Genomic DNA, 21,545 nt, shown 5'->3' with positions numbered 1-21,545 from the left:
GGCCGTCGAGATGCGCCGCAAGGCAAGCCTGATCCTGCTCGCGCTCGCCGTGTTCTTCGCGGCGCTGTCCCCGCTGCTGCGCTGGTACGCCTTCCCGCGCCTGGCCAAGATCCCCGCCAACCAGTACCAGGACATGGTTCTGGAGGCGAACGACGCGACCCTCCTCGACTACGGCACCATGAAGGCCAAGAAGGTCAGCAAGGTCACCATCGTGCAGACCCTGAAGGGCAACGTCGAGGCCTCCGACCGGATCGAGCGGACCGCGGGCCGTGACGTCGTCGTCTGGGACTCCCTCTCCTACGTCCAGGGCCCCGACGGGAAGATGGTCTCCAAGCTCCCCGAGCGCTACATCTTCGACGCGCACAGCCAGGAACCCGTCCACGCCACAGGCGAGTCCGTCGACGGCGACCCCGTCACCCGCGAGGGCATCGAGTTCAAGTGGCCCTTCCGGACCGAGAAACGGGACTACGAGTACTTCGACGCGCAGACCCGCACCTCGGCGCCCATCCACTACCAGGGCACCCGGACCTTCCGGGGTGTCAAGGTCTACTACTTCGAGCAGACCATCCCCTGGACGAAGGTGAAGTTCCCCAAGGTCATGCCCGTCCAGGGCATCACCCCGGAGTCCGTCGCCAAGACCGGCACCACCCGCTGGTACACCACCGTCCGCAAGTTCTGGGTCGAGCCGGTCACCGGAGCACCCGTCTACGGCGAGGAGATCCACAAGGAGGAACTCCGCGGCGGCACGCTCCTGGGCGGCCGGGACAAGGTGACCGCCTTCTCCGGGCACGTGAAGATGCGCGAGGACTACATCAGGCACACCGTCGACCTGGTCAAGTCGAACCGCACCCTCGTCCTGATGATGACCTCCTACCTCCCCTGGGGCTTCCTGCTCCTGGGCGCGGCCCTGCTGTCCCTCTCGCTGTACCTGGAGGCCCGCGGCCGCAGGCCGGGCGATCCCGCACCCGCCCCGGCGGCCGACCCCGAGCCCGTCAACGTCTGAGCCGCGCGTTCGTGTACCGCGTCGGCTCGGCGGTCGCCGGGTCCTCGGGCCACGGATGCTTGGGGTACCGGCCGCGCAGTTCGGCCCGCACGCCCTTGTAGCCGTCCTTCCAGAAGGACGCGAGATCGGCGGTGACCGCGGCCGGCCGGCCCGCCGGGGAGAGGAGATGCACGAGTACCGGCACACCGGCGACCGCGGGCGAGGCGTGCAGCCCGAACATCTCCTGCAGCTTCACGGCGAGCACCGGCTGCGCGGGGTCGGCGTAGTCGACGCGGATTCTCGACCCGCTCGGCACCTCGATCCGCTCGGGCGCGAGCTCGTCGAGCCGGGCCGCCTCTCCCGTCGCCCAGGGCAGCAGCCGGTTCAGCGCCTGCCCGGCGTCGATCCGCGCCAGGTCCGCCCGCCGCCGGGCCCGGCTCAGTTCCGGCTCCAGCCACTCCTCCACGCGCGCGTGGAGCGCCTCGCCGGAGACATCCGGCCACGGGTCTCCGAGCCGCCGGCGCAGGAACGCGAGCCGCTGCCGCAGCACCGCGGCGTCCGGCGACCACCGCAGCAGACCGAACCCCTCCTCCTGCAGCCCTTCGAGCAGCGCTTCCCTTACGAGCCCGGGGTCCGCGTTCCGCAACGGCCGCACGGCCAGCTCCACCGCCCCCAGCCGCTCCACCCGCCGCGCGACGACATCGCCCTCGGCCCAGTGGACCTCGTCGCCCTCGGAGTACAGGCCGGCGGCGGCCCGCCGTGCCGTCCGCTCGTCGATCACCGCAGCGAGCCGCACGCGCGCGTGCCCCCTGCCGACGGGACGGTCGGCGACTGCGACCGCGAGCCAGGGAGCGCCGCGCAGGACGGAGCCCTCACCGGCGTCGGCGCGGGTCCCGTTGACCATGAGGTGGGAGCCGCCCTGCACGCGCGCGACCCGCTCGGGGAACGCCAGCGCGGCGACGAGCCCGACGACCCGGTCGTCCCCGGGCTCCGCCCGCGCCCCGCTGTCTGCGGGGGTGCCGTCACGGTCGCCCCGGTGGTGCCCCGGCCCCTCGGTGCGCGCCTCCGGAGCGGAGGGAGAGCCGGGGGAGGACGCGTCGCCGGGCGCGGTCCCGGCGCCGGCCGCCGCGGAGCGCAGCCGGCGGGACTCGGTGCGCCAGCGGGCCGCGTAGGCGTCGCCCCCGCGCCGGGCGGTGCGCCAGGCGGCGGCCAGGTCGTCGCCGTACTCGCGCGGCGGCTCCTCGCTCAGCAGCGCGACCACGTCGGCGGCCCGCGCCACGCCCACCACCGGGGTCGCGTCCAGCAGCGCCCGCGCCAGCCGCGGGTGCAGGCCAAGACGGGACATGCGCACACCGCGTTCCGTGGCCCGCCCCGAGCCGTCGACCGCGCCCACGGCCGACAGGACGGCCCGGGCCGCCGCCATCGCCCCGCCCGGCGGCGGATCCAGCAGGGCCAGCCCCGTCGCCTCCGGATCGCCCCAGCACGCCGCCTGGAGGGCGAACGCCGTCAGGTCGGCCACCTTGATCTCGGGAGCCGGGAACCGCGTCAGACGGCCGTCCTCCGCCTCCGCCCAGCACCGGTACACCGCGCCCGGCGCCTGACGTCCGGCCCGCCCCGCCCGCTGCCGTCCGGCCGCCTGCGAGGCCCGTACGGTCGCCAGGGCGCTCAACCCGCGCGCGTGGTCCACCCGCGGCTCCCGCGCCAGCCCGGAGTCCACGACCACGCGCACTCCCGGAACCGTCAGCGACGACTCGGCCACCGAGGTCGCGAGGACCACCCGGCGCCGTACCCCGGCCGTGAGCACCGCGTCCTGCACGGCCGCCGGAGCCCGCCCGTGCACCTGAAGCACATCGATGTCCCCGAGACCACCCAGCTGCCCGGCGACCCGCGCGATCTCCCCGACGCCGGGAAGGAAGCACAGGACATCACCCGAGCGCTCGGCCAGCGCCCGCCGCACCGTGGACGCCACATGCGTGAGCAGCGCCGGGTCCACCCGCATCCCGTGCGGCGGCCGTACCGGGCGCGCGGGCGGCGCCCACACCGTCTCGACCGGATACGAGACACCCTCCGCCTCGACGATTGGCGCGTCGCCCAGCAGCCGGGCCCAGCCTCCGGCGTCCGTCGTCGCGGACGCGGCGACCAGCCGCAGCTCGGGACGGAGCGCGGCCCGCACGTCCAGCAGGAACGCGGCCACCGTGTCGGCGTCCAGATGTCGCTCGTGACACTCGTCGAGCACGACCACGTCGACGCCCGCCAGCTCCTGGTCCCGTTGCAACCGCTGGAGCAGGACCCCGGTCGTGACGACCTCCACGCGCGTGCGGGGGCCGACCACCCGCTCCCCGCGCACCGTGAATCCGACGTTCCGGCCGACCTGCTCGCCGAGGAGCCACGCCATCCGCCGGGCGGCGGCCCGGGCCGCGATCCGCCGCGGCTCGGCCACCACCACCCGGCGTGCCGGGCGCCCGTCGTCCAGGAGACCCGCCAGGGCCAGCGGCACCAGCGTGGTCTTGCCGGTGCCGGGCGGAGCCACCAGCACCGCGCTGCCGTGCCCCTCCAGGGCATCGTCCACAGCGGGCAGGGCGCCACGTACGGGCAGTACGTCCAGGGCTTCGTAACGGATCACGCCCCCAGTCTCGTACGAGCGCACAACCGGCCGCGTACGAAGTCCGGTACGGCCTCCACGCGCGTGGGACACACCGCGGCTCACGAAGACCGCACGAACGCGACATGCGAAGACGCAAGAAGACGCACGAAGGGGAGCCGATTCGGCTCCCCTTCCTGCGCAACTTGCACGCGCGCGTGCAACGCGCACCTTGTTCTTGCGGATCCCGTACGTCAGTCCCGTTCGCACACGAAGATCGCCGTGCCCGGGATGAGGTTCCCCCGCAGCGGGGACCAGCCGCCCCACTCCTGGGTGTTCCAGGCCGGCCACTCCGGCTCGACGAGGTCGACCAGGCGGAAGCCGCCCGCCACCACGTCGCGCACCCGGTCGCCGACCGTTCTGTGGTGCTCCACGTAGACCGCGCGGCCGTCTTCGTCCTGCTCCACATACGGAGTGCGGTCGAAGTAGGACGCGGACACCGTCAGGCCCTCGGGGCCCGGCTCGTCCGGGAACGCCCAGCGGACCGGGTGCGTGACGGAGAAGACGAAACGGCCGCCCGGACGCAATACCCGGTGGACCTCCCGCAGCACGAGCACCGGGTCGGCGATGAACGGCAGCGCGCCGTACGCCGAGCACACGAGGTCGAAGGAGCCGTCAGCGAACGGCAGCGCGCTCGCGTCCGCCTCCACCAGGGGCACGGCGCCCCCGATGCGCAGCGCGTGCTGGAGCTGGCGGTGGGAGAGGTCCAGGGCCACCGGACGCGCGCCCTGGCCGGCCAGCCAGCGCGAGCACTGTGCCGCGCCGGCGCCGATCTCCAGGATGTCCTTGCCCTTGAGGTCCTCCGGAGGGCCGAGCAGCTCGGCCTCCACCTCGTCGAGGCCCTCGGGACACCACACGAATCGGTCGTCGCCGAGGAACGTGCCGTGTTCGATCTGGTACTCGTCCGCGTTCCGGTCCCACCAGCCCCGATTCGCCCGGGAACTCTCGATGAGATCCGCATCACGTCGGGTGGCTTCCGGTTCGATGGGTTCGGGCTCTTGGATGATCGGCTCCCTCGTCGTACTCTTCCGTCCAACCCGTCTCGGGCGTGTCACGAAAGAGGCGTCTTACTGCCCGCGTGGCCTTGTGAGACAGGTCTTGTGCCGGGATTGCGGCGATCCGCCCCGGGTGTGCGCCTTCGCGCATTGACCCTGCCCGGCTGCCCCCGTATGCTACAAGTTGCGCTGCGGGCCTGCGCTCCTCAGACGTAGCAGGCTGCGCTCGCATCTGTATGTATGTCCCCTCGGTTTTCGAGGCGCCTCCGGCTTTTGTCGGGGCGCTTCCTTGGCTGTCCGGCCTTCTGCAGAGCGAAACGGGCTCCCGGCGTAAGCAGTACCTACGACTCACTGTCCGTACCGGAGCCCTTTCCCACATGACGAGCAGCACCGAGACCACCTCTACCACGCCGCAGGTAGCGGTCAACGACATCGGTAACGAGGAAGCATTCCTCGCCGCGATCGACGAGACGATCAAGTACTTCAACGACGGCGACATCGTCGACGGCGTCATCGTGAAAGTCGACCGGGACGAGGTCCTGCTCGACATCGGTTACAAGACCGAAGGTGTCATCCCGAGCCGCGAGCTCTCGATCAAGCACGACGTCGACCCGAACGAGGTCGTCAAGGTCGGCGACGAGATCGAAGCCCTTGTTCTCCAGAAGGAGGACAAGGAAGGCCGCCTGATCCTCTCGAAGAAGCGTGCCCAGTACGAGCGCGCCTGGGGCACCATCGAGAAGATCAAGGAAGAGGACGGCATCGTCACCGGCACCGTCATCGAGGTCGTCAAGGGTGGACTCATCCTTGACATCGGCCTCCGTGGCTTCCTGCCGGCTTCTCTCGTCGAGATGCGCCGTGTCCGCGACCTCCAGCCCTACGTGGGCAAGGAGCTCGAGGCCAAGATCATCGAGCTGGACAAGAACCGCAACAACGTGGTCCTGTCCCGCCGCGCCTGGCTGGAGCAGACCCAGTCCGAGGTTCGCCAGACGTTCCTCACCACCCTCCAGAAGGGTCAGGTCCGCTCCGGCGTCGTCTCCTCGATCGTCAACTTCGGTGCCTTCGTGGACCTGGGTGGCGTCGACGGTCTGGTGCACGTCTCCGAGCTCTCCTGGAAGCACATCGACCACCCCTCCGAGGTTGTCGAGGTGGGCCAGGAAGTCACAGTCGAGGTCCTCGACGTCGACATGGACCGCGAGCGCGTCTCCCTGTCGCTCAAGGCGACGCAGGAAGACCCGTGGCAGCAGTTCGCCCGTACGCACCAGATCGGTCAGGTCGTCCCGGGTAAGGTCACGAAGCTCGTTCCGTTCGGTGCGTTCGTCCGCGTGGACGAGGGCATCGAGGGTCTGGTCCACATCTCCGAGCTGGCCGAGCGCCACGTGGAGATCCCGGAGCAGGTCGTCCAGGTCAACGACGAGATCTTCGTCAAGGTCATCGACATCGACCTCGAGCGCCGCCGCATCAGCCTCTCGCTGAAGCAGGCCAACGAGTCCTTCGGTGCCGACCCGGCGTCGGTCGACTTCGACCCGACCCTGTACGGCATGGCCGCGTCGTACGACGACCAGGGCAACTACATCTACCCCGAGGGCTTCGACCCCGAGACCAACGACTGGCTCGAGGGCTTCGAGTCCCAGCGTGAGGTGTGGGAGACGCAGTACGCCGAGGCGCAGACGCGCTTCGAGCAGCACCAGGCTCAGGTCATCAAGTCCCGCGAGGCCGACGCGCAGGCCGAGGCCGAGGGTGCCACCTCCACGAGCGCGGCTCCGGCCGCGTCCGGTGGCGGCGGTTCCTACTCCTCGGAGTCGGACGACAACTCCGGCGCCCTGGCGTCGGACGAGGCGCTCGCCGCCCTCCGCGAGAAGCTCGCCGGCGGCCAGAGCTGAAAGCTCACCGCTAGCAAGTAGCTGAAAGAAGTGGGCCCGCACCGATTCGGTGCGGGCCCACTTCCATGGGGCCCTTTTGCGGCGCAGGTCAGGAAGTCACCGCGATGCTGTGCTGGTTGCGGTCCGCAGGTGGTGCCGTCACCGGCCGCGGAACTCCTGCCGGCCCCTCGTGGAGGCTGACAAGGCACGAGAGGGTGGTGCGGAGCACGGGACGGGAATGTCCGTGCTCTGTGCCACGTTGTGCAGTACGAACACGAGGAGGAGCGGTCACAGTGCTTGATCCGCAGGGTTTGTACGCATGGGAGCCGAAGGGCTTGGCCGTGGTCGACATGGCACTCGCCCAGGAGTCGGCCGGTCTTGTCATGCTCTACCACTTCGACGGATACATCGACGCGGGCGAGACCGGCGACCAGATCGTCGACCGGGTGCTCGACTCGCTGCCCCACCAGGTCGTGGCCCGCTTCGACCACGACCGGCTCGTGGACTACCGCGCCCGACGTCCGCTGCTGACGTTCAAGCGCGACCGCTGGACCGAGTACGAGGAGCCGACCCTTGAGGTACGGCTCGTGCAGGACGCCACCGGCGCGCCCTTCCTGCTGCTGTCGGGACCCGAACCTGACACCGAGTGGGAGCGCTTCGCCGCCGCCGTCCAGCAGATCGTGGAACGGCTCGGCGTCCGCCTCTGCGTGAACTTCCACGGCATCCCCATGGGCGTCCCGCACACGCGCCCCGTGGGCCTCACCCCGCACGGCAACCGTACCGACCTGGTGCCCGGTCACCGCAGCCCCTTCGACGAGGCGCAGGTCCCCGGAAGCGCCGAATCCCTCGTCGAGTACCGCCTCATGGAGGCCGGCCACGACGTCCTCGGTGTCGCCGCCCACGTGCCCCACTACGTCGCGCGCTCCCCGTACCCGGACGCGGCACTGACCGTCCTTGAGTCCATCACGGCCGGGACCGGACTGGTGCTTCCCGGGATAGCGCACGCCCTGCGGACCGAGGCGCACCGCACCCAGACCGAGATCGACCGGCAGATCCAGGAGGGCGACGAGGAACTCGTCGCGCTCGTCCAGGGACTTGAGCACCAGTACGACGCCGCCGCGGGCGCCGAGACCCGCGGCAACATGCTCGCGGAACCGGTGGACATCCCCTCGGCGGACGAGATCGGCCAGGAGTTCGAGCGATTCCTGGCGGAGCGCGAAGGCGACGCCTGACCCCAACTCCCGGCTCCCGGGCAGAGGGTCTGTCAGTGGCAGGCCCTAAGCTGCGAGGCATGCTGAAGGTGGGTCTGACCGGTGGTATCGGCGCCGGCAAGAGCGAAGTGTCACGGCTGCTCGTCGAGCACGGCGCGGTGCTGATCGACGCGGACAGGATCGCGCGGGAGGTCGTCGCGCCCGGAACTCCCGGGCTGGCGGCGGTGGTCGACGCCTTCGGCGAGGACGTGCTCGCTCCGGACGGCAGCCTGGACCGGCCGAAGCTCGGCTCGATCGTCTTCGCCGACCCGCAGAAGCTCGCCGTCCTGAACTCGATCGTGCACCCGCTGGTCGGCACCCGCTCGCGCGCACTGGAGGACGCCGCTCCCGAGGACGCCGTCGTCGTCCACGACGTGCCCCTGCTCGCGGAGAACGGCCTGGCCGCGCTGTACGACCTCGTGATCGTCGTCGACGCCCGCCCCGAGACCCAGCTCGACCGCCTCGTCCGCCTGCGTGGCATGACCGAGGAGGACGCCCGCGCCCGCATGGCCGCCCAGGCCTCGCGCGACAAGCGCCTGGCGATCGCGGACATCGTCATCGACAACGACGTACCGCTGGAGGAACTGGAGCGGCGCGTGCGGGACGTATGGGCCGATCTCGTGCGCAGAGCCCGGCAGCCCCAGGAATAGCGCCCCTCGGGAGGGGCGTTGAACCCCTGCAGCGAGGGAAGGACTCTGCCGTGCCCGAGACCAGCGGATCGACCGGACGTACTCCGGAGACGCACGTCATCGACTTCCGCGCCGCCGAGCAACTGCTGGCCGCGCGCGACCCGCGGGGTGCGGTGAAGCTTCTCGACCCTGTCATCGCCGCTCACCCGGAGAACACCGCGGCCCGGCTGCTGCGCGCGCGTGCCTTCTTCGCTGCCGCGCAACTACGGCCTGCCGAACTCGAGTTCACGATCGTCCTGGAGCGCGAGCCGGACAACGCGTTCGCGCACTTCGCACTCGCCCGGACCTACGAGCGCCAGCGACGCCCCGAGCAGGCGAAGCGGCACTTCAGACTGGCAGCGGCACTCGACCCGACGCCGCAGTACCTGGAAGCTGCACGATTCGACTCGTAGAGGACCACGCGAGGCGGCGGCGAGGGCGTGCGCGGCCTGCTGACAACCCGCGCTGCCGGCACCTCGCGTCCCTGGCACCCCGTGCCGCCGGCACCCGGTAGGGGCGCGTCCACGGCTCCCCGCGCACCACGTCGTAAGACAGGGCGCGACCGACGCCCGGCCGCTTCAGGGGTGCGACGGCCTCGACGGGCGGCGCCGCTCCGGAGGCCGGTACCGGGACCGGTCGTCCACGGGTTCGTACGGCGGCACGTCACGGCCCGGCTGATAGTGCGGACCCTGTCTGATGTGCCGCAGGATCATGGTCATGTCGACGGTGACGATCACCCAGAGCAGACCACAGGCCGCCGCCCATCCCGGCCGCCCCACCAGGGTGAACGCGACCGTGCCGAAGATGGCCCAGATCAGGCCCCAGACGCTCAGCCAGAAGCGCATCCGCAGAGCACTGCGCGCTGTCATCGGTTCACTGCCCGTACGCATCAGGATCACTACTCCTACGAGGAAACGTACTCTTCGTGGTGCACGTTCACCAAGGGAGAGCGGTCCGGACGACGGCCGCCGGGGGAGGCAACTGTGCTGCTGAAGGAGCTGCGGGCGGACGCGAGGCTCGCCGAGTGGCTGAGAGACCTGGAGAGCGAAAGTTCTGTCCTGGGGGAAGCGTCGCTCCCGGACGCCGACGCGTTGCCCGACATCCTGCTCGACCTGTCCGTTCCCCATGAGCACATCAATGAACTCGTCGCGCTGCGCGCCCGGTTGGTAGCCGACCCGGAAGCCATGGCCCTCCTCGCGCGCTGCGTCACCCGCTTCGTCCGGGACATGGGAGAGATAGGAAAGGGCTGGGAGCCGCCCGCGTTCCCCGCGACGACGGGGCCTCTCGGACGCTGTTTCCATCTGTACGTCTTCATAGCGGCGCTTCCGTATGTCCGCGCCCATCACCGCGAGCGCGGTGTCCCGGAGGACGTCTCCCGGCGCACGCTCGCCGACCTCGGCCGTCATGTGTCCGTGCACCACAGAAGGGCCGGCGGCCCAGGACTGCTGTTCCCCTGGTGGATCGCCCTGCACTTCCACGGCGAGCTGTTCCAGCTGGGCCGGCTCCAGTTCCAGCGGGCGCTGCTGGGACGGCGCACGGCCGCCGCCGTCGCGGCGGCGGGTCTGGACCTGAGCCCCGGCGACGCCTGCCTGAGTCTGCACATCACCGACTTCCGCGGCCCGCTCTCGCAGGCCGCGTGCGACCGTTCACTCGCCCTGGCCCGGGAGTTCTTCGCCCGCCACTACCCCGACGAGCGCCACGAGGTCGCCGTCTGCAACTCCTGGCTGCTCGACCCCCAGCTCAAGCGGTATCTGCCGGCCGACTCCAACATCATTCGCTTCCAGGACCGCTTCAACCTCGAGTGCGAGGAGCCCACCCCGGACGACACCGTGCCCATCGGATTCGTCTTCGGCGACCCGGAGCTTCCGCTCGACGAACTGCCCAGGCGCAACAGCGTCGAGCGCGCGGTGGTGGACCACCTGCGCGGTGGTGGGCATTGGTACGGGGGACGGGGCTGGTTCGCGCTGTAGTCCGTCCTGCCGTAGCCCCGGTCGGGGACCGGCAGTCCCGGTCCAGGGTCCGGCTCGGACTGGTGTCCCTCGAACATGTCACCCGAACGAGTGATGGAGGGAGGGAACGGGCCCGCGGAACCCGTCCGTTGGACGGGTATGAGGATCGAGAAGCGTCAGGGATACGAGGGCACTGGGCCCGGTGCCATCACACCGGACGGCTGCGCGGTAGAGCTCTACACCCGCCTGCCCGTCGGAACAGAACCGGACATCATCACCGCCGCTGTGCCCGCCGCCGCGCACATTCTGGAACTCGGCAGCGGGGTGGGACGGATGACCCATCCGCTCCTGGAGCTCGGGTTCGCGGTAACGGCGGTGGACGAGTCCGCCGAAATGCTGGAGCACGTCCGTGGGGCGCGCAGGATACGCAGCAGCATCGAGGACCTCGACCTCGGAGAGACGTTCGACGTCGTGCTGCTGGCGTCGTTCCTCATACACGCCGGGGATGTCCGGGTGCGGCGGGCGCTCCTGGACACCTGTGTCCGCCATGTCGCCGACGACGGCTGCGTGTTGATCCAGCGCGAGGGCGAGGACTGGCACACCGACGTGCCCCGCGAACGCACCGACCCGTCCGGATTCGTCGCACGCATCGTGTCCGCCGAGCCCGTCGGGGACGGGGTCAACTCGGTGCGCGCGGAGTACACGTTTCCGGACGCCACCTGGACCCAGACGTTTCTGTCCCGCCCTTTGACGAAGGACGATTTCGAGGAGGCCCTGGCGGAGGTGGGCCTGAAGGTGGACCGGTACCTGACGGACGACGGGGTGTGGGTGAGGGCCGTGAAGGGGTGAACGAGCGAATCAGCGCCGGGGGAGGGTCTGGCACGGGAGACGTCGGCGCTGCGCCGAGGGAGTGGGACTGCAGGGGGACGGCCGGGGCATGGCTGGGCACACACTGGGCACAGCTGGGGCATGCCCGCCCCTGGCGATGCCTCGGCACGCTTGAGGGCGGGACGGACGGGGGCGGGGTGGGGGTGGGGGGACGGGGGGAAGGGGACAGCGGGTCGCTGGGTGGAACAATCCCCGTTCCGCGCCGATGAGTTCCCGACGGTCCCCAGGTCTATCTCTGTGAAAGCAGCAGCCCCCGCTTCCCACAGGAGACCACCGTGTCGGAGACCACCCTCCCCCTCGCCACCACCACCCAGGCCGCCGCGACTCCCCGCTCCCGCGTCGCCCGCATCTCCCTGACCGCCCTGCAGATCGTCCTCGGCCTGTTCTACGCGTTCGCGAGTGCTCTTCCCAAGCTGATCGCCCACCCCACGGCGACGGAGTCGTTCGACAAGCTGGGCTGGGGTCACACGGGCATGTACATCATCGGCGGGCTCGAACTCGCCGGAGGCCTGGCCCTGTTGATCCCGCTCCTTGACTCGGTGGCTGCGGCGGCGCTCGGCGCGCTGATGGTCGGTGCGTTCATCGTCAACGTCACGGTCATCCACGGCCCGTACGTGGCGACGCCGCTCATCCTGCTGCTGCCGCTCGCCCTGATCGCCTGGGCCAGGCGCGGCCACACGACGGAGCTGCTTCGCCTGGTACGCCGGCGGGCGGGACGCCGTGCGTGACGACGCAGCAAGGACGAAGGGCTCCCCCGAGACCGGGGGAGCCCTCGACGTCGTACGACGGCACCTCGCCTTTACGGGCGTTCAGGAGGTCGTGGGGCCGGAAGAACCCGACGAACCCGACGAACGGGGGCCGGTCCACGGGGGACCGGTCCAGCGAGGACCGGCTGAGCGCCGGGAATTGCCCGCGGAGCCGGTCGTGCCAGTGGAGGGGCCGGAGGACCTGACGGGGCCGGCCGAGCCCGTCTGCATGCCCCGCAGGCGTTCCGTCTCGCGGCGGTCCCGCTTGGTAGGGCGCCCCGTGCCCCTGTCCCGGATGCCCGCCGGAGCCACGGCCTCACGCGGCGGAGGCGGCGGGCTGTTGTCGACGTAGCACTCGACGGCGACGGGCGCGCCGACCCGCTTTCGGATCACGCGCTTCACGATGACGATCCGCTCCCGGCCTTCTTGCCGCAGACGTACCTCGTCGCCCACGTGTACCGAGTACGCGGGCTTGACGCGCTCACCATTGACCCGTACATGGCCACCCTTGCAGGCCGTGGCACCCATCGAGCGGGTCTTGACGAGACGGACGGACCAGATCCAGACGTCGACCCGCGCGCTCTCGCCGCCGGCAGGCCCGGCAGCGGCGGCGGCCTTGACGGCGGCAGCGGTCGTGGAGGGCGCCGTGGTAGCGACCCCGGAGTCGTCCGTAGCGGCATTCGCGTCGCCCGAGCCGCGCGCACCGCCGTGACCCGCGTCCTTCATCTCCCCGTCAGCACCCTGAGAAGCCATGACTCGACTCTAATGCCCGCGGTCCGGCACACCACATGTCTTTTTCGTCGCACGGACCACCCCGGATGCGATCATTCTCGGCGCCGGCATCGGAGTGCTGTGCTCGACGGTGAACCCGTCTGCGACGGGCGTGGCCTCATCGGGCGCCGGCATCTCGCTCGGCGAGCGGGCGGACCGGTCGTACGTTGGTGGCGTGGACAGCGACCCGAATGAAACCGGTCCGGCAGCCTCAGCCGGTCGGGAAGTCTCTGCGCGCTCGGCAGCCTCAGCCGGTACGGATGTGTCTGCGCGCTCGGCGGTCTCAGCCGGTACGTATGTGTCTGCAGGTCCGGCAGCCTCCGCCGGTCACGTGGAAGGTCTGGCCAGTCCCGCGGATCTCGCGAGGCTGGACGCGCGGATCGCCGACTGCCGGGCCTGTCCGCGTCTTGTCGCGTGGCGCGAAGAGGTGGCCGCCACCAAGCGCGCCGCCTTCGCCGACCAGACGTACTGGGGGCGTCCGGTGCCCGGCTTCGGGCCTGCCGACGCCTCCCTCCTCGTCGTCGGGCTCGCGCCCGCCGCGCACGGCGGGAACCGGACCGGGCGGATGTTCACGGGGGACCGGTCCGGCGACGTGCTGTACGCGGCGCTGCACGACGTCGGCCTCGCCTCGCAGGGGACCTCGGTGAGCGCGGACGACGGACTGGAACTGTACGGCGTACGCGTCACCTCTCCCGTGCACTGCGCGCCGCCCGCCAACAAGCCGACGCCCGAGGAGCGGGACACCTGCCGACCCTGGCTCGTCAGAGAGTTGGAGCTGTTGCGGCCCACGCTACGGGCGGTGATCGTCCTCGGGGCCTTCGGCTGGCAGGCCGCGCTGCCCGCCTTCGCGGAGGCGGGGTGGACGGTGCCCCGGCCACGGCCGGCGTTCGCGCACGGGGCACGGGTGACGCTCGGACGGCGGCCGGAGCCGGGCAGCACGGACTCGGAAACCGACTCGGACACGGAAACCGACACGGACACGGACACGGAAACCGACACCGATTCCGATCTCGTGTCTGCGTTTTCGCCCGGGCCCGAGCCCGCTTCTGCCTCTGCCTCTGCCTCCGCTTCTGCCTCCGCGTCGGTTGAGCTTTTCGGTTGCTTCCACGTCAGCCAGCGGAACACCTTCACCGGGCGGCTCACGCCCGCGATGCTGCGCCAAGTCCTGAGCGCCGCAGCGGAGTCGGCGGGGCTGACCTCGCGCCCGCCGCCGGGTTAGCCTCGCGCGATGAGCCTGTATCCGGAGATCGAACCGTACGACCACGGCATGCTCGACGTCGGTGACGGCAACCGTCTGTACTGGGAGGTCTGCGGGAACCCCGACGGCAAACCCGCGGTCATGCTGCACGGCGGTCCGGGCTCCGGCTGCGGTCCTCGGTTCCGGCGCTACTGCGACCCCGCCAAGTACCGGATCGTGCTGCTCGACCAGCGCGGCTGCGGCCGTTCCACGCCTCATGCCGCCGAGTACGGGACGGACATGGCCGTCAATACGACGGCGCATGTGATCGCGGACCTGGAGCTGCTACGACAACACCTGGGCATCCGGCGCTGGCTGGTGTGGGGTGTGTCGTGGGGGTCGGTGCTGGGGCTGCGGTACGCGCAGACGCATCCGGACGCCGTCTCCGAACTGGTGCTGACCGCGGTGGCCACCGGCTCGAATGCCGAAGTGGCCCTGCTGACCAGGGGGCTTGGGCGGTTCTTCCCCGAGGCGTTCGAGCCCTTCCTCGCCGAGCTGCCCGAGGGGGAGCGGGAGGGGAACATCGCCGCCGCGTACAGCCGACTGCTGGAATCGCCCGACCCCGAGGTGAGGGCACGGGCGGCGAGGGCCTGGACCGACTGGGAGACGGCGATCATTCCGGCGCCGCCGCGGTCGGAGGAGCGCTATGAGGACTCGGAGTTCCGCATGGGCTTCGCGCGGACTGTCACGCACTACTTCGGCAATGACCACTTCCTGGGGGAGGGCAACGACGAGGGTGCCGTGATCCGCGACGCACCCCTGCTCAAGGGCATCCCCGGGACGATCGTCCAGGGCAGCCTCGACTTCGGGAACCTGCTGGGCACGGTGTGGCGGCTCCACCACCGTTGGCCCGACAGCGAGTTGATCGTCGTGGACGACGTCGGGCACACCATGGGAGCGCGAGGTGTGGTGGACGCGTTGGTGGCGGCGACGGACAAGTACGCCTCGCGTCAGGGAGACGAGGCCCCGCCTGCCGGCGAGACGTCAGGGAGATGAGGTCCCGCCGGCCGGCGGCCCCACGGTCGACCACTGGCCGAGCCGGATGCGGTCCTCCCCGTACGCGGGCGTCAGGCGCGGTCGGGCTCGATCTCGGCCGCAGGTTCGACCTCGGGGACGACGGCCGTCGCCGTGATCTCCACGAGCTGCCCGGTGTACCCGAGGCAGGCCACGCCGAGCAGGGTCGAGGAGTGCGGGCCGATGCTGAGCCCGGATGCCTCGACGACGCCCCAGACCGCGGACAGCACCGCGGGCTCACCGCTGACGACGTACACATCGGTCGACACGACATGGGCCATGTCGCTGCCCACGGCGCGCAGTTGCTCGTCGAGGTTGGCCAGCACCTGCTCGGCCTGCCGTACGGGATCGCCCGCGCCGACCAGCTTCCCGTCGGCGTCGAGCGGTACGGACCCGGCGAGGAAGGCCAGCTTGGTCCCTGCCTCGACGACGGACGCGTGTGCGTAGACGGGCGGCGCGAAGAGGCTGGGAACGGTGACGCGCTGGACCATGGGGGCTCCCTGTGGGTGGGGCTGTCGACGGGGTGACGGGTGACGGATGCCGGACAACCTGCCGATGATGCGGGTCCGGCACGTGCTCCCGCATCCCAATTACAGCCGATATCGGCTCGACGCCGCCGCCACCCCGACAGCATCCTCATCGCATGCACCCGGAGAAACGGAGGTCTGTGTCGTTGAACGCGGACGACGAGAAGTTCCTCGCGCACGTCGCCGACCGGCTGGCCGCACTCCCGGCCGTCCGGGCCGTGGCCCTCGGCGGTTCCCGGGCCCAGGGCACCCATGGTCCGGGCAGTGACTGGGACCTGGCGGTCTACTACCGGGGCGACTTCGACCCCGAGGACCTCAGAGCCGTCGGCTGGCAGGGAGAAGTCTCCGAGATCGGCGGCTGGGGCGGCGGTGTGTTCAACGGCGGTGCCTGGCTGACCATCGACGAGCGCCGGGTCGACGTGCACTACCGGGATCTCGATGTCGTCGAGCACGAACTGGCGGAGGCGAAGTCCGGCCGCTTCCGTGTCGAGCCCCTCCTCTTCCATCTCGCCGGAATTCCGACCTACCTGATCGTCGCCGAACTCGCCGTCAACCGCGTCCTGCGCGGCGACGGCCTACCGCGCCCACGCGTCTACCCGCCGGAGCTCCGCGCCTCCGCCTCCGCACGCTGGTACGGCACCGCGCGGGCCACCCTCGCCTACGCGAAGTCCCAGCACGCACCGGCCGGTCGGCTCACGGAGGTGGCGGGAGCCCTGACAACAGCCGCCATGCAGACCGGTCACGCCGTGCTGGCGGCGCGCGGGGAGTGGGTGACGAACGAGAAGAGGCTGCTGGAACGCGCTGGACTGCGAGGAGTGGATGACCTTGTTGTGGGTCTGCGCATGGATTCCCGATCTCTTGTCCGCGCCGTCTCCGACGCGGAGGTGTTCTTCGCGGCTGCGGTGGAGTCCGAGCCGTTCTCTCCGCAGGGGTGAGGATGTCGCCTGCGCTGGTTGGGAACGTCGCCTCCGCTGGGGTGAGGACGTTGCTTCCGCAGGGGGAACGTCGCCTCCGCGGGGTTGAGCGCGTTGCCTCAACGGAGTTGAGGGCGTTGTTCCCTGGGGACGGTCCCGAATCTGGCGGGGAACCGTCCGGCGCGAATAATGCTTCGAGCGATCCCGGCCGACGCTGCTACGGTCACCGACGTGGCGAAACTCAATCAGATCATCGCAGTGGAGAAGGGCATCAAGTCCAAGTCCCATCAGGACCTGACGGCTGCTCATCATGGTCTGCAGAAGCCGGCGTTGCTCGCCGGTATCTCGCGGACGTATCAGCCGAAGGACGAGGAGGGCGAGCAACTGCCGCCGGAGTCGACCCGGGTCCAGGTGCAGGCCGAGGACGCGCTGCGGGACACCGCGGCGACCCTGACGCGGCTGTTCGACGTGACCGCCACCAAGGACTGGGCCAACTGCACGGCGAGGGCCGATGTGAAGGTGGACGGGCGCGTGCTCGTCGCCGAGGTGCCGGTGTCCTATCTGCTCTTTCTTGAGAAGCAGCTGACCGATCTCAACACCTTCGTACGGAAGTTGCCCGTCCTCGACGCCTCCGAGTCCTGGGTGCGGGATCCGTCCACCGATGCCTGGAAGACCGAGCCGGTGCGGACGCTTCGTACGAAGAAGGTCCCCCGGAACCACGTCAAGGCCGAGGCCACCGAGAAGCACCCGGCCCAGGTCGAGGTGTACTACGAGGACATCCCCGTCGGCTACTGGACGACCGTCAAGTTCTCCGGCGCCCTGCCCGCGCGGCGCGTGAACGAACTCCTCGACCGCGTCGAGAAGTTGCAGCAGGCGGTCAAGTTCGCCCGCGAGGAGGCGAACGGCGTGGACGTCGTCGACCAGCGCGTCGGGGACGCATTTTTCGGCTACCTGTTCGCACAGGGGTAGCCTCTGAACTCCCCGGCCACAACGCACCACGGCCGGGGTGCGCGAGGAGCGCAAGCTGAACCTGAAGCTTGTCGTGAATGCACGGTTCCAGTGGAGGTTCGAGTCCTCCCCGCGGCACCAAACGGCACTCCGGACACATGGAGTGTCCACGCGCCGCGGTAGCCCAACTCGGCAGAGGCAGACCGTGATCAATCTCAGACTATTGCTCCAGACTCAGTATTCGCCGCCGATCGCCGGATCGACCGGGCCCAGGCCCCAGTACGCCGAAATGCTGGTTCAAGTCCAGTCTGCGCAGCTCGATGCGCGGTGGTCCAAAGGCAGGACGCGGCGACATAACGACTGACCTGGGTTCTCAAGCGTGCCGGCGTGCGACATGGCGGCATCTCAGGGTCCGGGGGCCGGCTACGCCCTCGGACCCGCTCCTCCTCCCCGAAGTGGCACGTCCTCCCCTCCCGAAGTGTCACGTCCCCTTTTCCCTCTCCTCACCCGTCTCCCGCGAACCTCGCCTCACTCCGTCTCTCCCGAAGTCTTACGTCCGTCCCCCGCGAAGGCTTACGTCCGTCTCCCGCGAAGTGTCACGTCGCGGAAATCCCCGCGTTCGTTTTCCGCAGGCAACGCGCACTACCCTGGTAACGACACGAGCCCGGCCGACGTCGCCCGAAGGCACCCCGCCCTCGCCCGACAGGAGCCCCGTGCGCCTCACCCGCCTCGCCGTACCACCCTGGCTCGCCCATGCCCTGCGCGCGCAGCGCGGACCGGTTCCCTGGAACGCGGTCCTGCGGGGCGCGCTGGCCGCCGGGCCGCTGTTGCTCGCGGCCGTACTGAGTGGTCGGGCGTCACTCGGAGTGATCGCGGCCCTCGGCGCCATGCTGACGGGTATCAACGACCGGCCGGGCAGCAGGCGGGTCGCCGTCGAGCGGCTCGGGGTGCCCGCCCTCGCCGGGGCCGCCGGTCTGCTCATCGGGTCGTACACCGGACAGCACACCGGCGCCGTGACGCTCACCCTCGTCCTCACCGGGCTCGGACTGCTCGCCGGAGCCGTCAGCGCGGTCGGCCCCGTCGCCTCCGGGGCAGCGACCCAGCTGCTGGTCGGCTCGGCGATCGGGGCCGGGATGCCGTTGCCCGAGCCGGGGTGGGTGCGTGCGCTCCTCTTCCTCGGCGGGGCCGGCTGGCTGCTCGCACTGCGGCTCGCACTGCCGACGACCGCGGTGAACACCGGGGACTACCGCTTCGACGGGGAGCGGGACGCCGTCGGCGGTGTCTACGACGCCATCGCCCACCTGCTGCTCGCCGCGGGCGGACCCGACGCGATCCGGCGGCGCGTCGCGCTGACCGCGGCCCTCGACCACGCGCAGGACGCGCTCGACGGGCCCCGGCTGCGGCGATACGCCAGTTCCGCGGCCGAGCGGCGACTGCACGCGCAGTACGCCGCCGCCCTGCCGCTCGCCGAGGCCGCGACCGCGCTCGCCTGGGCGGGCGAGGCCGTGCCCGCACGGGCCGCTGAGGGCCCCCGGCGGCTCGCCGTCGCCGTCCGCACCGGCGCCCCCACCGGTCCGCTCCCGGCGCCCGCCGTCCCCGGCGTCCGGTCCGGCCCGCTCGGGAGCGGCACACCCGTCGTACCCGCGCTGCGCGCCCTCCACGACGCCCTGCTGCATGCCGCCGAGGCCTTCGACCGGGGCTCCGGGAACGTCCTGCACCCCCGGCGGCGCACCGCTGTCTCCCTCGTACGCACCGCTCTCGGTTCCGCGGGGCGCGAGTACGGCATCCGGGTCGCCCTCTGCTTCGGCGCGAGCGTCGCCGTGGCACAGGCGCTGCACCACGCGCGCTGGTACGGCAACCACCCGCACTGGTACTGGCTCCCGGCGACCGCCGTCTTCCTCGTCAAGCCCGATCTCGGACCGCTCGCATCCCGTGTGCTCTGCCGGGCGGCGGGAACCGTCCTCGGAGCGGTCGCGTTCGCGGGGCTCGCCCTCCTGCTGCCGCGGCCGGACGGATTCGTCGCCCTGGTCGCGGTCAGCGGCGCCCTCATCCCCGTCGCCACCCGGCACTTCGCCGCGCAGACCGCCGTCGTCACCGTCCTCGTCCTCGCCCTCGTGATGGTCGGAGGCGAGCCGCAGGCATCCTGGAACCGGATCGTGGAGACGCTGCTGGCCTGCGCGATCGTCCTGCTGGTCGGGCATCTGCCGACGCTCGGACAGCGCGGCGGGACCGTGCGGGCGAGGCTCACCCGGGCCACCGAGGCGGCGGACGTCTATCTCGCCCACGTGCTGAGCGACGGCACGGCCCGCGACCGTACGGGCCGTTGGGTCCTGCGCCGGGAGGCCTACCGCGCGCTCGCCGAGGCCAGCGCCGCGATCGACCTCGCCGCCGCCGAACTCCCCGCCCTGGCGCGGCACTCCGAGGGCACGGACGAGGTCGCGGCCACCCTGGCACGGCTCGTCGACACGACCACGGCGTGTGCCGTGCAGCTCGACGACACCGGCCGGCTCACATCCCGGCACACCGACCGGATCAACGAACTGCTCGGCGAACTGGCCGAGCGACGCGAGCGGGCGGGACTCCGGGCGGCGCCCACGCGTCCCCTCGCTGTGTGACGCTCAGGGGGATCGTGTCCGTACGGCCTTCGGAGTGTGAGGCTCGCGGGCGGCTGATGGGCGGCTCGCGGGCCGTACCCGTACGGTCCATGGGGGCGCGCGACGCCTGCGGGGCTCGCCCCGCGCGCGTCCGATGCCACCGGCCCCGAAAAATCTTGGGGCCATTCCGATGAGTTCCGCTTCTCCTGGGCGTCCACCACAGAGTAGGCACCGTTCGCAGGAGGAGCAGATGACGCTTCCACAGATCGTCTCGCGTGAGGAGTGGCAGGCCGCGCGCGAGGAACTGCTGGTCAAGGAGAAGGCCGCCACCCGCGCGCGTGACGCTCTCAACGCGGAGCGGCGCGGACTGCCGATGGTCGAGATCGACAAGGAGTACGTCTTCAAGAGCGGCGACGGGAAGGCGACGTTGCCCGACCTCTTCCGGGGACGGGACCAACTCGTCGTCTACCACTTCATGTTCGCTCCCGAGTGGGACGCGGGCTGCCGCAGCTGCTCGGCGTTCCTCGACCAGATCGGGCACCTCGCCCATGTGCGCGCCCGCGGAACCGAGTTCGCCGCGGTGTCCCGGGCGCCGTACACGAAGATCCTGCCGTTCAAGGCCCGGATGGGCTGGACGGTGCCCTGGTACTCGTCGTACGACAGTGACTTCAACTACGACTTCCAGGTGTCGTTCGGTGGACACGAGCCCTACGAGCGGCCCGGGATGAGCTGCTTCCTGCGTGACCGCGAACGCGTCTTCCATACGTACTCCACATACGAACGCGGTCTTGACGGTCTCGGCTCCACGACCTCTCTCCTGGATCTCACCGCGCTGGGCCGGCAGGAGGAGTGGGAGGAGCCCAAGGGCCGCGCGTCCGCACTGGGGGCACCCGCGGGCAGCGAGCGCGTTCGATACCACGACGAGTACGAGTTCTGACGCGAGGAGTACGAGGACTGACGCGATTCGGGACAAGGTCCAGAAGGGTCGGGACGAGGTCCAGAGGGATCGGGACCAGGTCCGGCGGGATCGGGACCAGGTCTGACGAGCGCCGAGGACGAGCGCCGGGGACTCGCGGCACCCGTCGCGAAGCGGGCCTGGTTACCTGGTGTCGACTTCGTCTCAGTACCGTCACTTCCAGAGCCGTTCACCCCATGGCAGGCGTTTAACTCTGGAGAGCAGCGCGACATGGAGGTAAAGGGTGAACGGGCGAATGGTGCTGGAGCGCTTTCCCGCCGGCGGACCACGCGGGTCGTGGCCCGCGGAGGAGTTCGCACAGGCGCGCCGCCAGGAGGGCCAGGCCGCGGAGGTCGTCATGGATCTCGCCTCCGACGCGTTCCTCGTCGTCGTGGGCGGTGCAGACGGCATCGAGTGAGGGCCGTGCGGGACCAGCAGCCCTTGCCATCTCCCAGAGAGTCAACTCAGGGAATGTGCCAGCGTGTCGGGGCCGGGCCGACGGCGTTTGGCGGCGACCGGCGACCGGCGACCGGCGACCGGCGACCGGCGACCGGCGACCGGCGACCGGCGACCGGCGACCGGCTTACTTCGGACGTGACCGTGAGAG

20 protein-coding genes are annotated in these 21,545 nt (G+C 70.7%); 15 read left to right on the top strand and 5 right to left on the bottom strand.

Annotation, left to right across the window (positions count from 1 at the left end; genetic code table 11):
- Positions 1-10 precede the first annotated feature (10 nt).
- Positions 11-1,003 carry a DUF3068 domain-containing protein gene (locus ACFYR3_RS01350; RefSeq protein ID WP_389280953.1) on the top strand — a complete coding sequence of 331 codons (993 nt, stop codon included), beginning with the start codon at positions 11-13 and terminating at the stop codon, positions 1,001-1,003.
- Here the strand turns inward: ACFYR3_RS01350 and ACFYR3_RS01345 are convergent.
- On the bottom strand, positions 993-3,605 hold the full coding sequence (locus ACFYR3_RS01345; protein ID WP_389280951.1) for an ATP-dependent RNA helicase: 2,613 nt from the start codon (positions 3,603-3,605) through the stop codon (positions 993-995). The two genes, ACFYR3_RS01350 and ACFYR3_RS01345, sit on opposite strands and share 11 nt — an antisense overlap.
- A gap of 212 nt (positions 3,606-3,817) precedes the next feature.
- Positions 3,818-4,678, bottom strand: coding sequence for a class I SAM-dependent methyltransferase (locus tag ACFYR3_RS01340; protein ID WP_356781897.1), 861 nt, complete (start codon positions 4,676-4,678; stop codon positions 3,818-3,820).
- Positions 4,679-4,995: 317 nt separating this feature from the next.
- On the opposite strand from ACFYR3_RS01340, the gene rpsA reads away from it, so the two are divergent.
- The 4 genes from rpsA to ACFYR3_RS01320 all read left to right on the top strand — a co-directional run bounded on the left by rpsA (position 4,996) and on the right by ACFYR3_RS01320 (position 8,808).
- Complete coding sequence (gene rpsA / locus ACFYR3_RS01335; RefSeq protein ID WP_355855547.1) at positions 4,996-6,498, top strand: 30S ribosomal protein S1; 1,503 nt, start codon at positions 4,996-4,998, stop codon at positions 6,496-6,498.
- 272 nt (positions 6,499-6,770) lie between these two features.
- The gene (locus ACFYR3_RS01330) at positions 6,771-7,709 is read left to right on the top strand and encodes a PAC2 family protein (protein WP_389280949.1); all 939 of its coding nucleotides are present in this window, start codon (positions 6,771-6,773) and stop codon (positions 7,707-7,709) included.
- Positions 7,710-7,768: 59 nt separating this feature from the next.
- Positions 7,769-8,377 (top strand): dephospho-CoA kinase, encoded by a 609-nt coding sequence (coaE, locus tag ACFYR3_RS01325; protein ID WP_389280947.1) that lies wholly within the window; start codon positions 7,769-7,771, stop codon positions 8,375-8,377.
- Between the two features lie 50 nt (positions 8,378-8,427).
- Positions 8,428-8,808: a tetratricopeptide repeat protein gene (locus ACFYR3_RS01320; RefSeq protein ID WP_355855538.1), complete on the top strand. Its 381-nt coding sequence runs from the start codon at positions 8,428-8,430 to the stop codon at positions 8,806-8,808.
- A 165-nt stretch (positions 8,809-8,973) separates the two neighbouring features.
- Here ACFYR3_RS01320 and ACFYR3_RS01315 read toward each other — a convergent pair whose 3' ends face one another.
- Entirely contained in the window at positions 8,974-9,285 is a 312-nt protein-coding gene (locus ACFYR3_RS01315) for a DUF6343 family protein (protein WP_355855535.1), read from the bottom strand.
- Positions 9,286-9,378: 93 nt separating this feature from the next.
- Here ACFYR3_RS01315 and ACFYR3_RS01310 point away from each other — a divergent pair, with 93 nt between their 5' ends.
- The 3 genes from ACFYR3_RS01310 to ACFYR3_RS01300 all read left to right on the top strand — a co-directional run bounded on the left by ACFYR3_RS01310 (position 9,379) and on the right by ACFYR3_RS01300 (position 11,960).
- A complete protein-coding gene (locus tag ACFYR3_RS01310; protein ID WP_355855532.1) occupies positions 9,379-10,365 on the top strand; it encodes an acyltransferase domain-containing protein in 987 nt (328 codons plus the stop codon).
- A gap of 138 nt (positions 10,366-10,503) precedes the next feature.
- Positions 10,504-11,193, top strand: a complete 690-nt coding sequence (locus tag ACFYR3_RS01305) for a class I SAM-dependent methyltransferase (protein ID WP_389280944.1) — start codon at positions 10,504-10,506, stop codon at positions 11,191-11,193.
- Between the two features lie 314 nt (positions 11,194-11,507).
- Positions 11,508-11,960, top strand: a complete 453-nt coding sequence (locus ACFYR3_RS01300) for a DoxX family protein (protein ID WP_355855526.1) — start codon at positions 11,508-11,510, stop codon at positions 11,958-11,960.
- 81 nt (positions 11,961-12,041) lie between these two features.
- On the opposite strand, the gene ACFYR3_RS01295 is transcribed toward ACFYR3_RS01300, so the two are convergent.
- Positions 12,042-12,731 carry an RNA-binding S4 domain-containing protein gene (locus ACFYR3_RS01295; RefSeq protein ID WP_355855523.1) on the bottom strand — a complete coding sequence of 230 codons (690 nt, stop codon included), beginning with the start codon at positions 12,729-12,731 and terminating at the stop codon, positions 12,042-12,044.
- A 349-nt stretch (positions 12,732-13,080) separates the two neighbouring features.
- On the opposite strand from ACFYR3_RS01295, the gene ACFYR3_RS01290 reads away from it, so the two are divergent.
- Positions 13,081-13,968 carry a uracil-DNA glycosylase gene (locus ACFYR3_RS01290; protein WP_389280942.1) on the top strand — a complete coding sequence of 296 codons (888 nt, stop codon included), beginning with the start codon at positions 13,081-13,083 and terminating at the stop codon, positions 13,966-13,968.
- A 9-nt stretch (positions 13,969-13,977) separates the two neighbouring features.
- Positions 13,978-14,982, top strand: coding sequence for a prolyl aminopeptidase (gene pip, locus ACFYR3_RS01285; protein WP_355855517.1), 1,005 nt, complete (start codon positions 13,978-13,980; stop codon positions 14,980-14,982).
- A 71-nt stretch (positions 14,983-15,053) separates the two neighbouring features.
- Here pip and ACFYR3_RS01280 read toward each other — a convergent pair whose 3' ends face one another.
- Positions 15,054-15,491, bottom strand: coding sequence for a RidA family protein (locus ACFYR3_RS01280; protein ID WP_355855514.1), 438 nt, complete (start codon positions 15,489-15,491; stop codon positions 15,054-15,056).
- Positions 15,492-15,673: 182 nt separating this feature from the next.
- Between ACFYR3_RS01280 and ACFYR3_RS01275 the strand changes: the two genes are divergently transcribed.
- The 5 genes from ACFYR3_RS01275 to ACFYR3_RS01255 all read left to right on the top strand — a co-directional run bounded on the left by ACFYR3_RS01275 (position 15,674) and on the right by ACFYR3_RS01255 (position 21,356).
- Positions 15,674-16,462 carry a nucleotidyltransferase domain-containing protein gene (locus ACFYR3_RS01275; protein ID WP_389280939.1) on the top strand — a complete coding sequence of 263 codons (789 nt, stop codon included), beginning with the start codon at positions 15,674-15,676 and terminating at the stop codon, positions 16,460-16,462.
- A gap of 210 nt (positions 16,463-16,672) precedes the next feature.
- Positions 16,673-17,410: a hypothetical protein gene (locus ACFYR3_RS01270; RefSeq protein ID WP_355855508.1), complete on the top strand. Its 738-nt coding sequence runs from the start codon at positions 16,673-16,675 to the stop codon at positions 17,408-17,410.
- Between the two features lie 692 nt (positions 17,411-18,102).
- Positions 18,103-20,004: an FUSC family protein gene (locus ACFYR3_RS01265; RefSeq protein WP_389280937.1), complete on the top strand. Its 1,902-nt coding sequence runs from the start codon at positions 18,103-18,105 to the stop codon at positions 20,002-20,004.
- Between the two features lie 229 nt (positions 20,005-20,233).
- Positions 20,234-20,920, top strand: coding sequence for a DUF899 domain-containing protein (locus tag ACFYR3_RS01260; RefSeq protein WP_356781913.1), 687 nt, complete (start codon positions 20,234-20,236; stop codon positions 20,918-20,920).
- 262 nt (positions 20,921-21,182) lie between these two features.
- Complete coding sequence (locus ACFYR3_RS01255; RefSeq protein WP_355855499.1) at positions 21,183-21,356, top strand: hypothetical protein; 174 nt, start codon at positions 21,183-21,185, stop codon at positions 21,354-21,356.
- Positions 21,357-21,545 lie beyond the last annotated feature (189 nt).

Source organism: Streptomyces sp. NPDC005784 (genome assembly GCF_042871525.1).
GTDB lineage: Bacteria > Actinomycetota > Actinomycetes > Streptomycetales > Streptomycetaceae > Streptomyces.
This window is presented reverse-complemented; position numbering and strand designations above follow the sequence as displayed.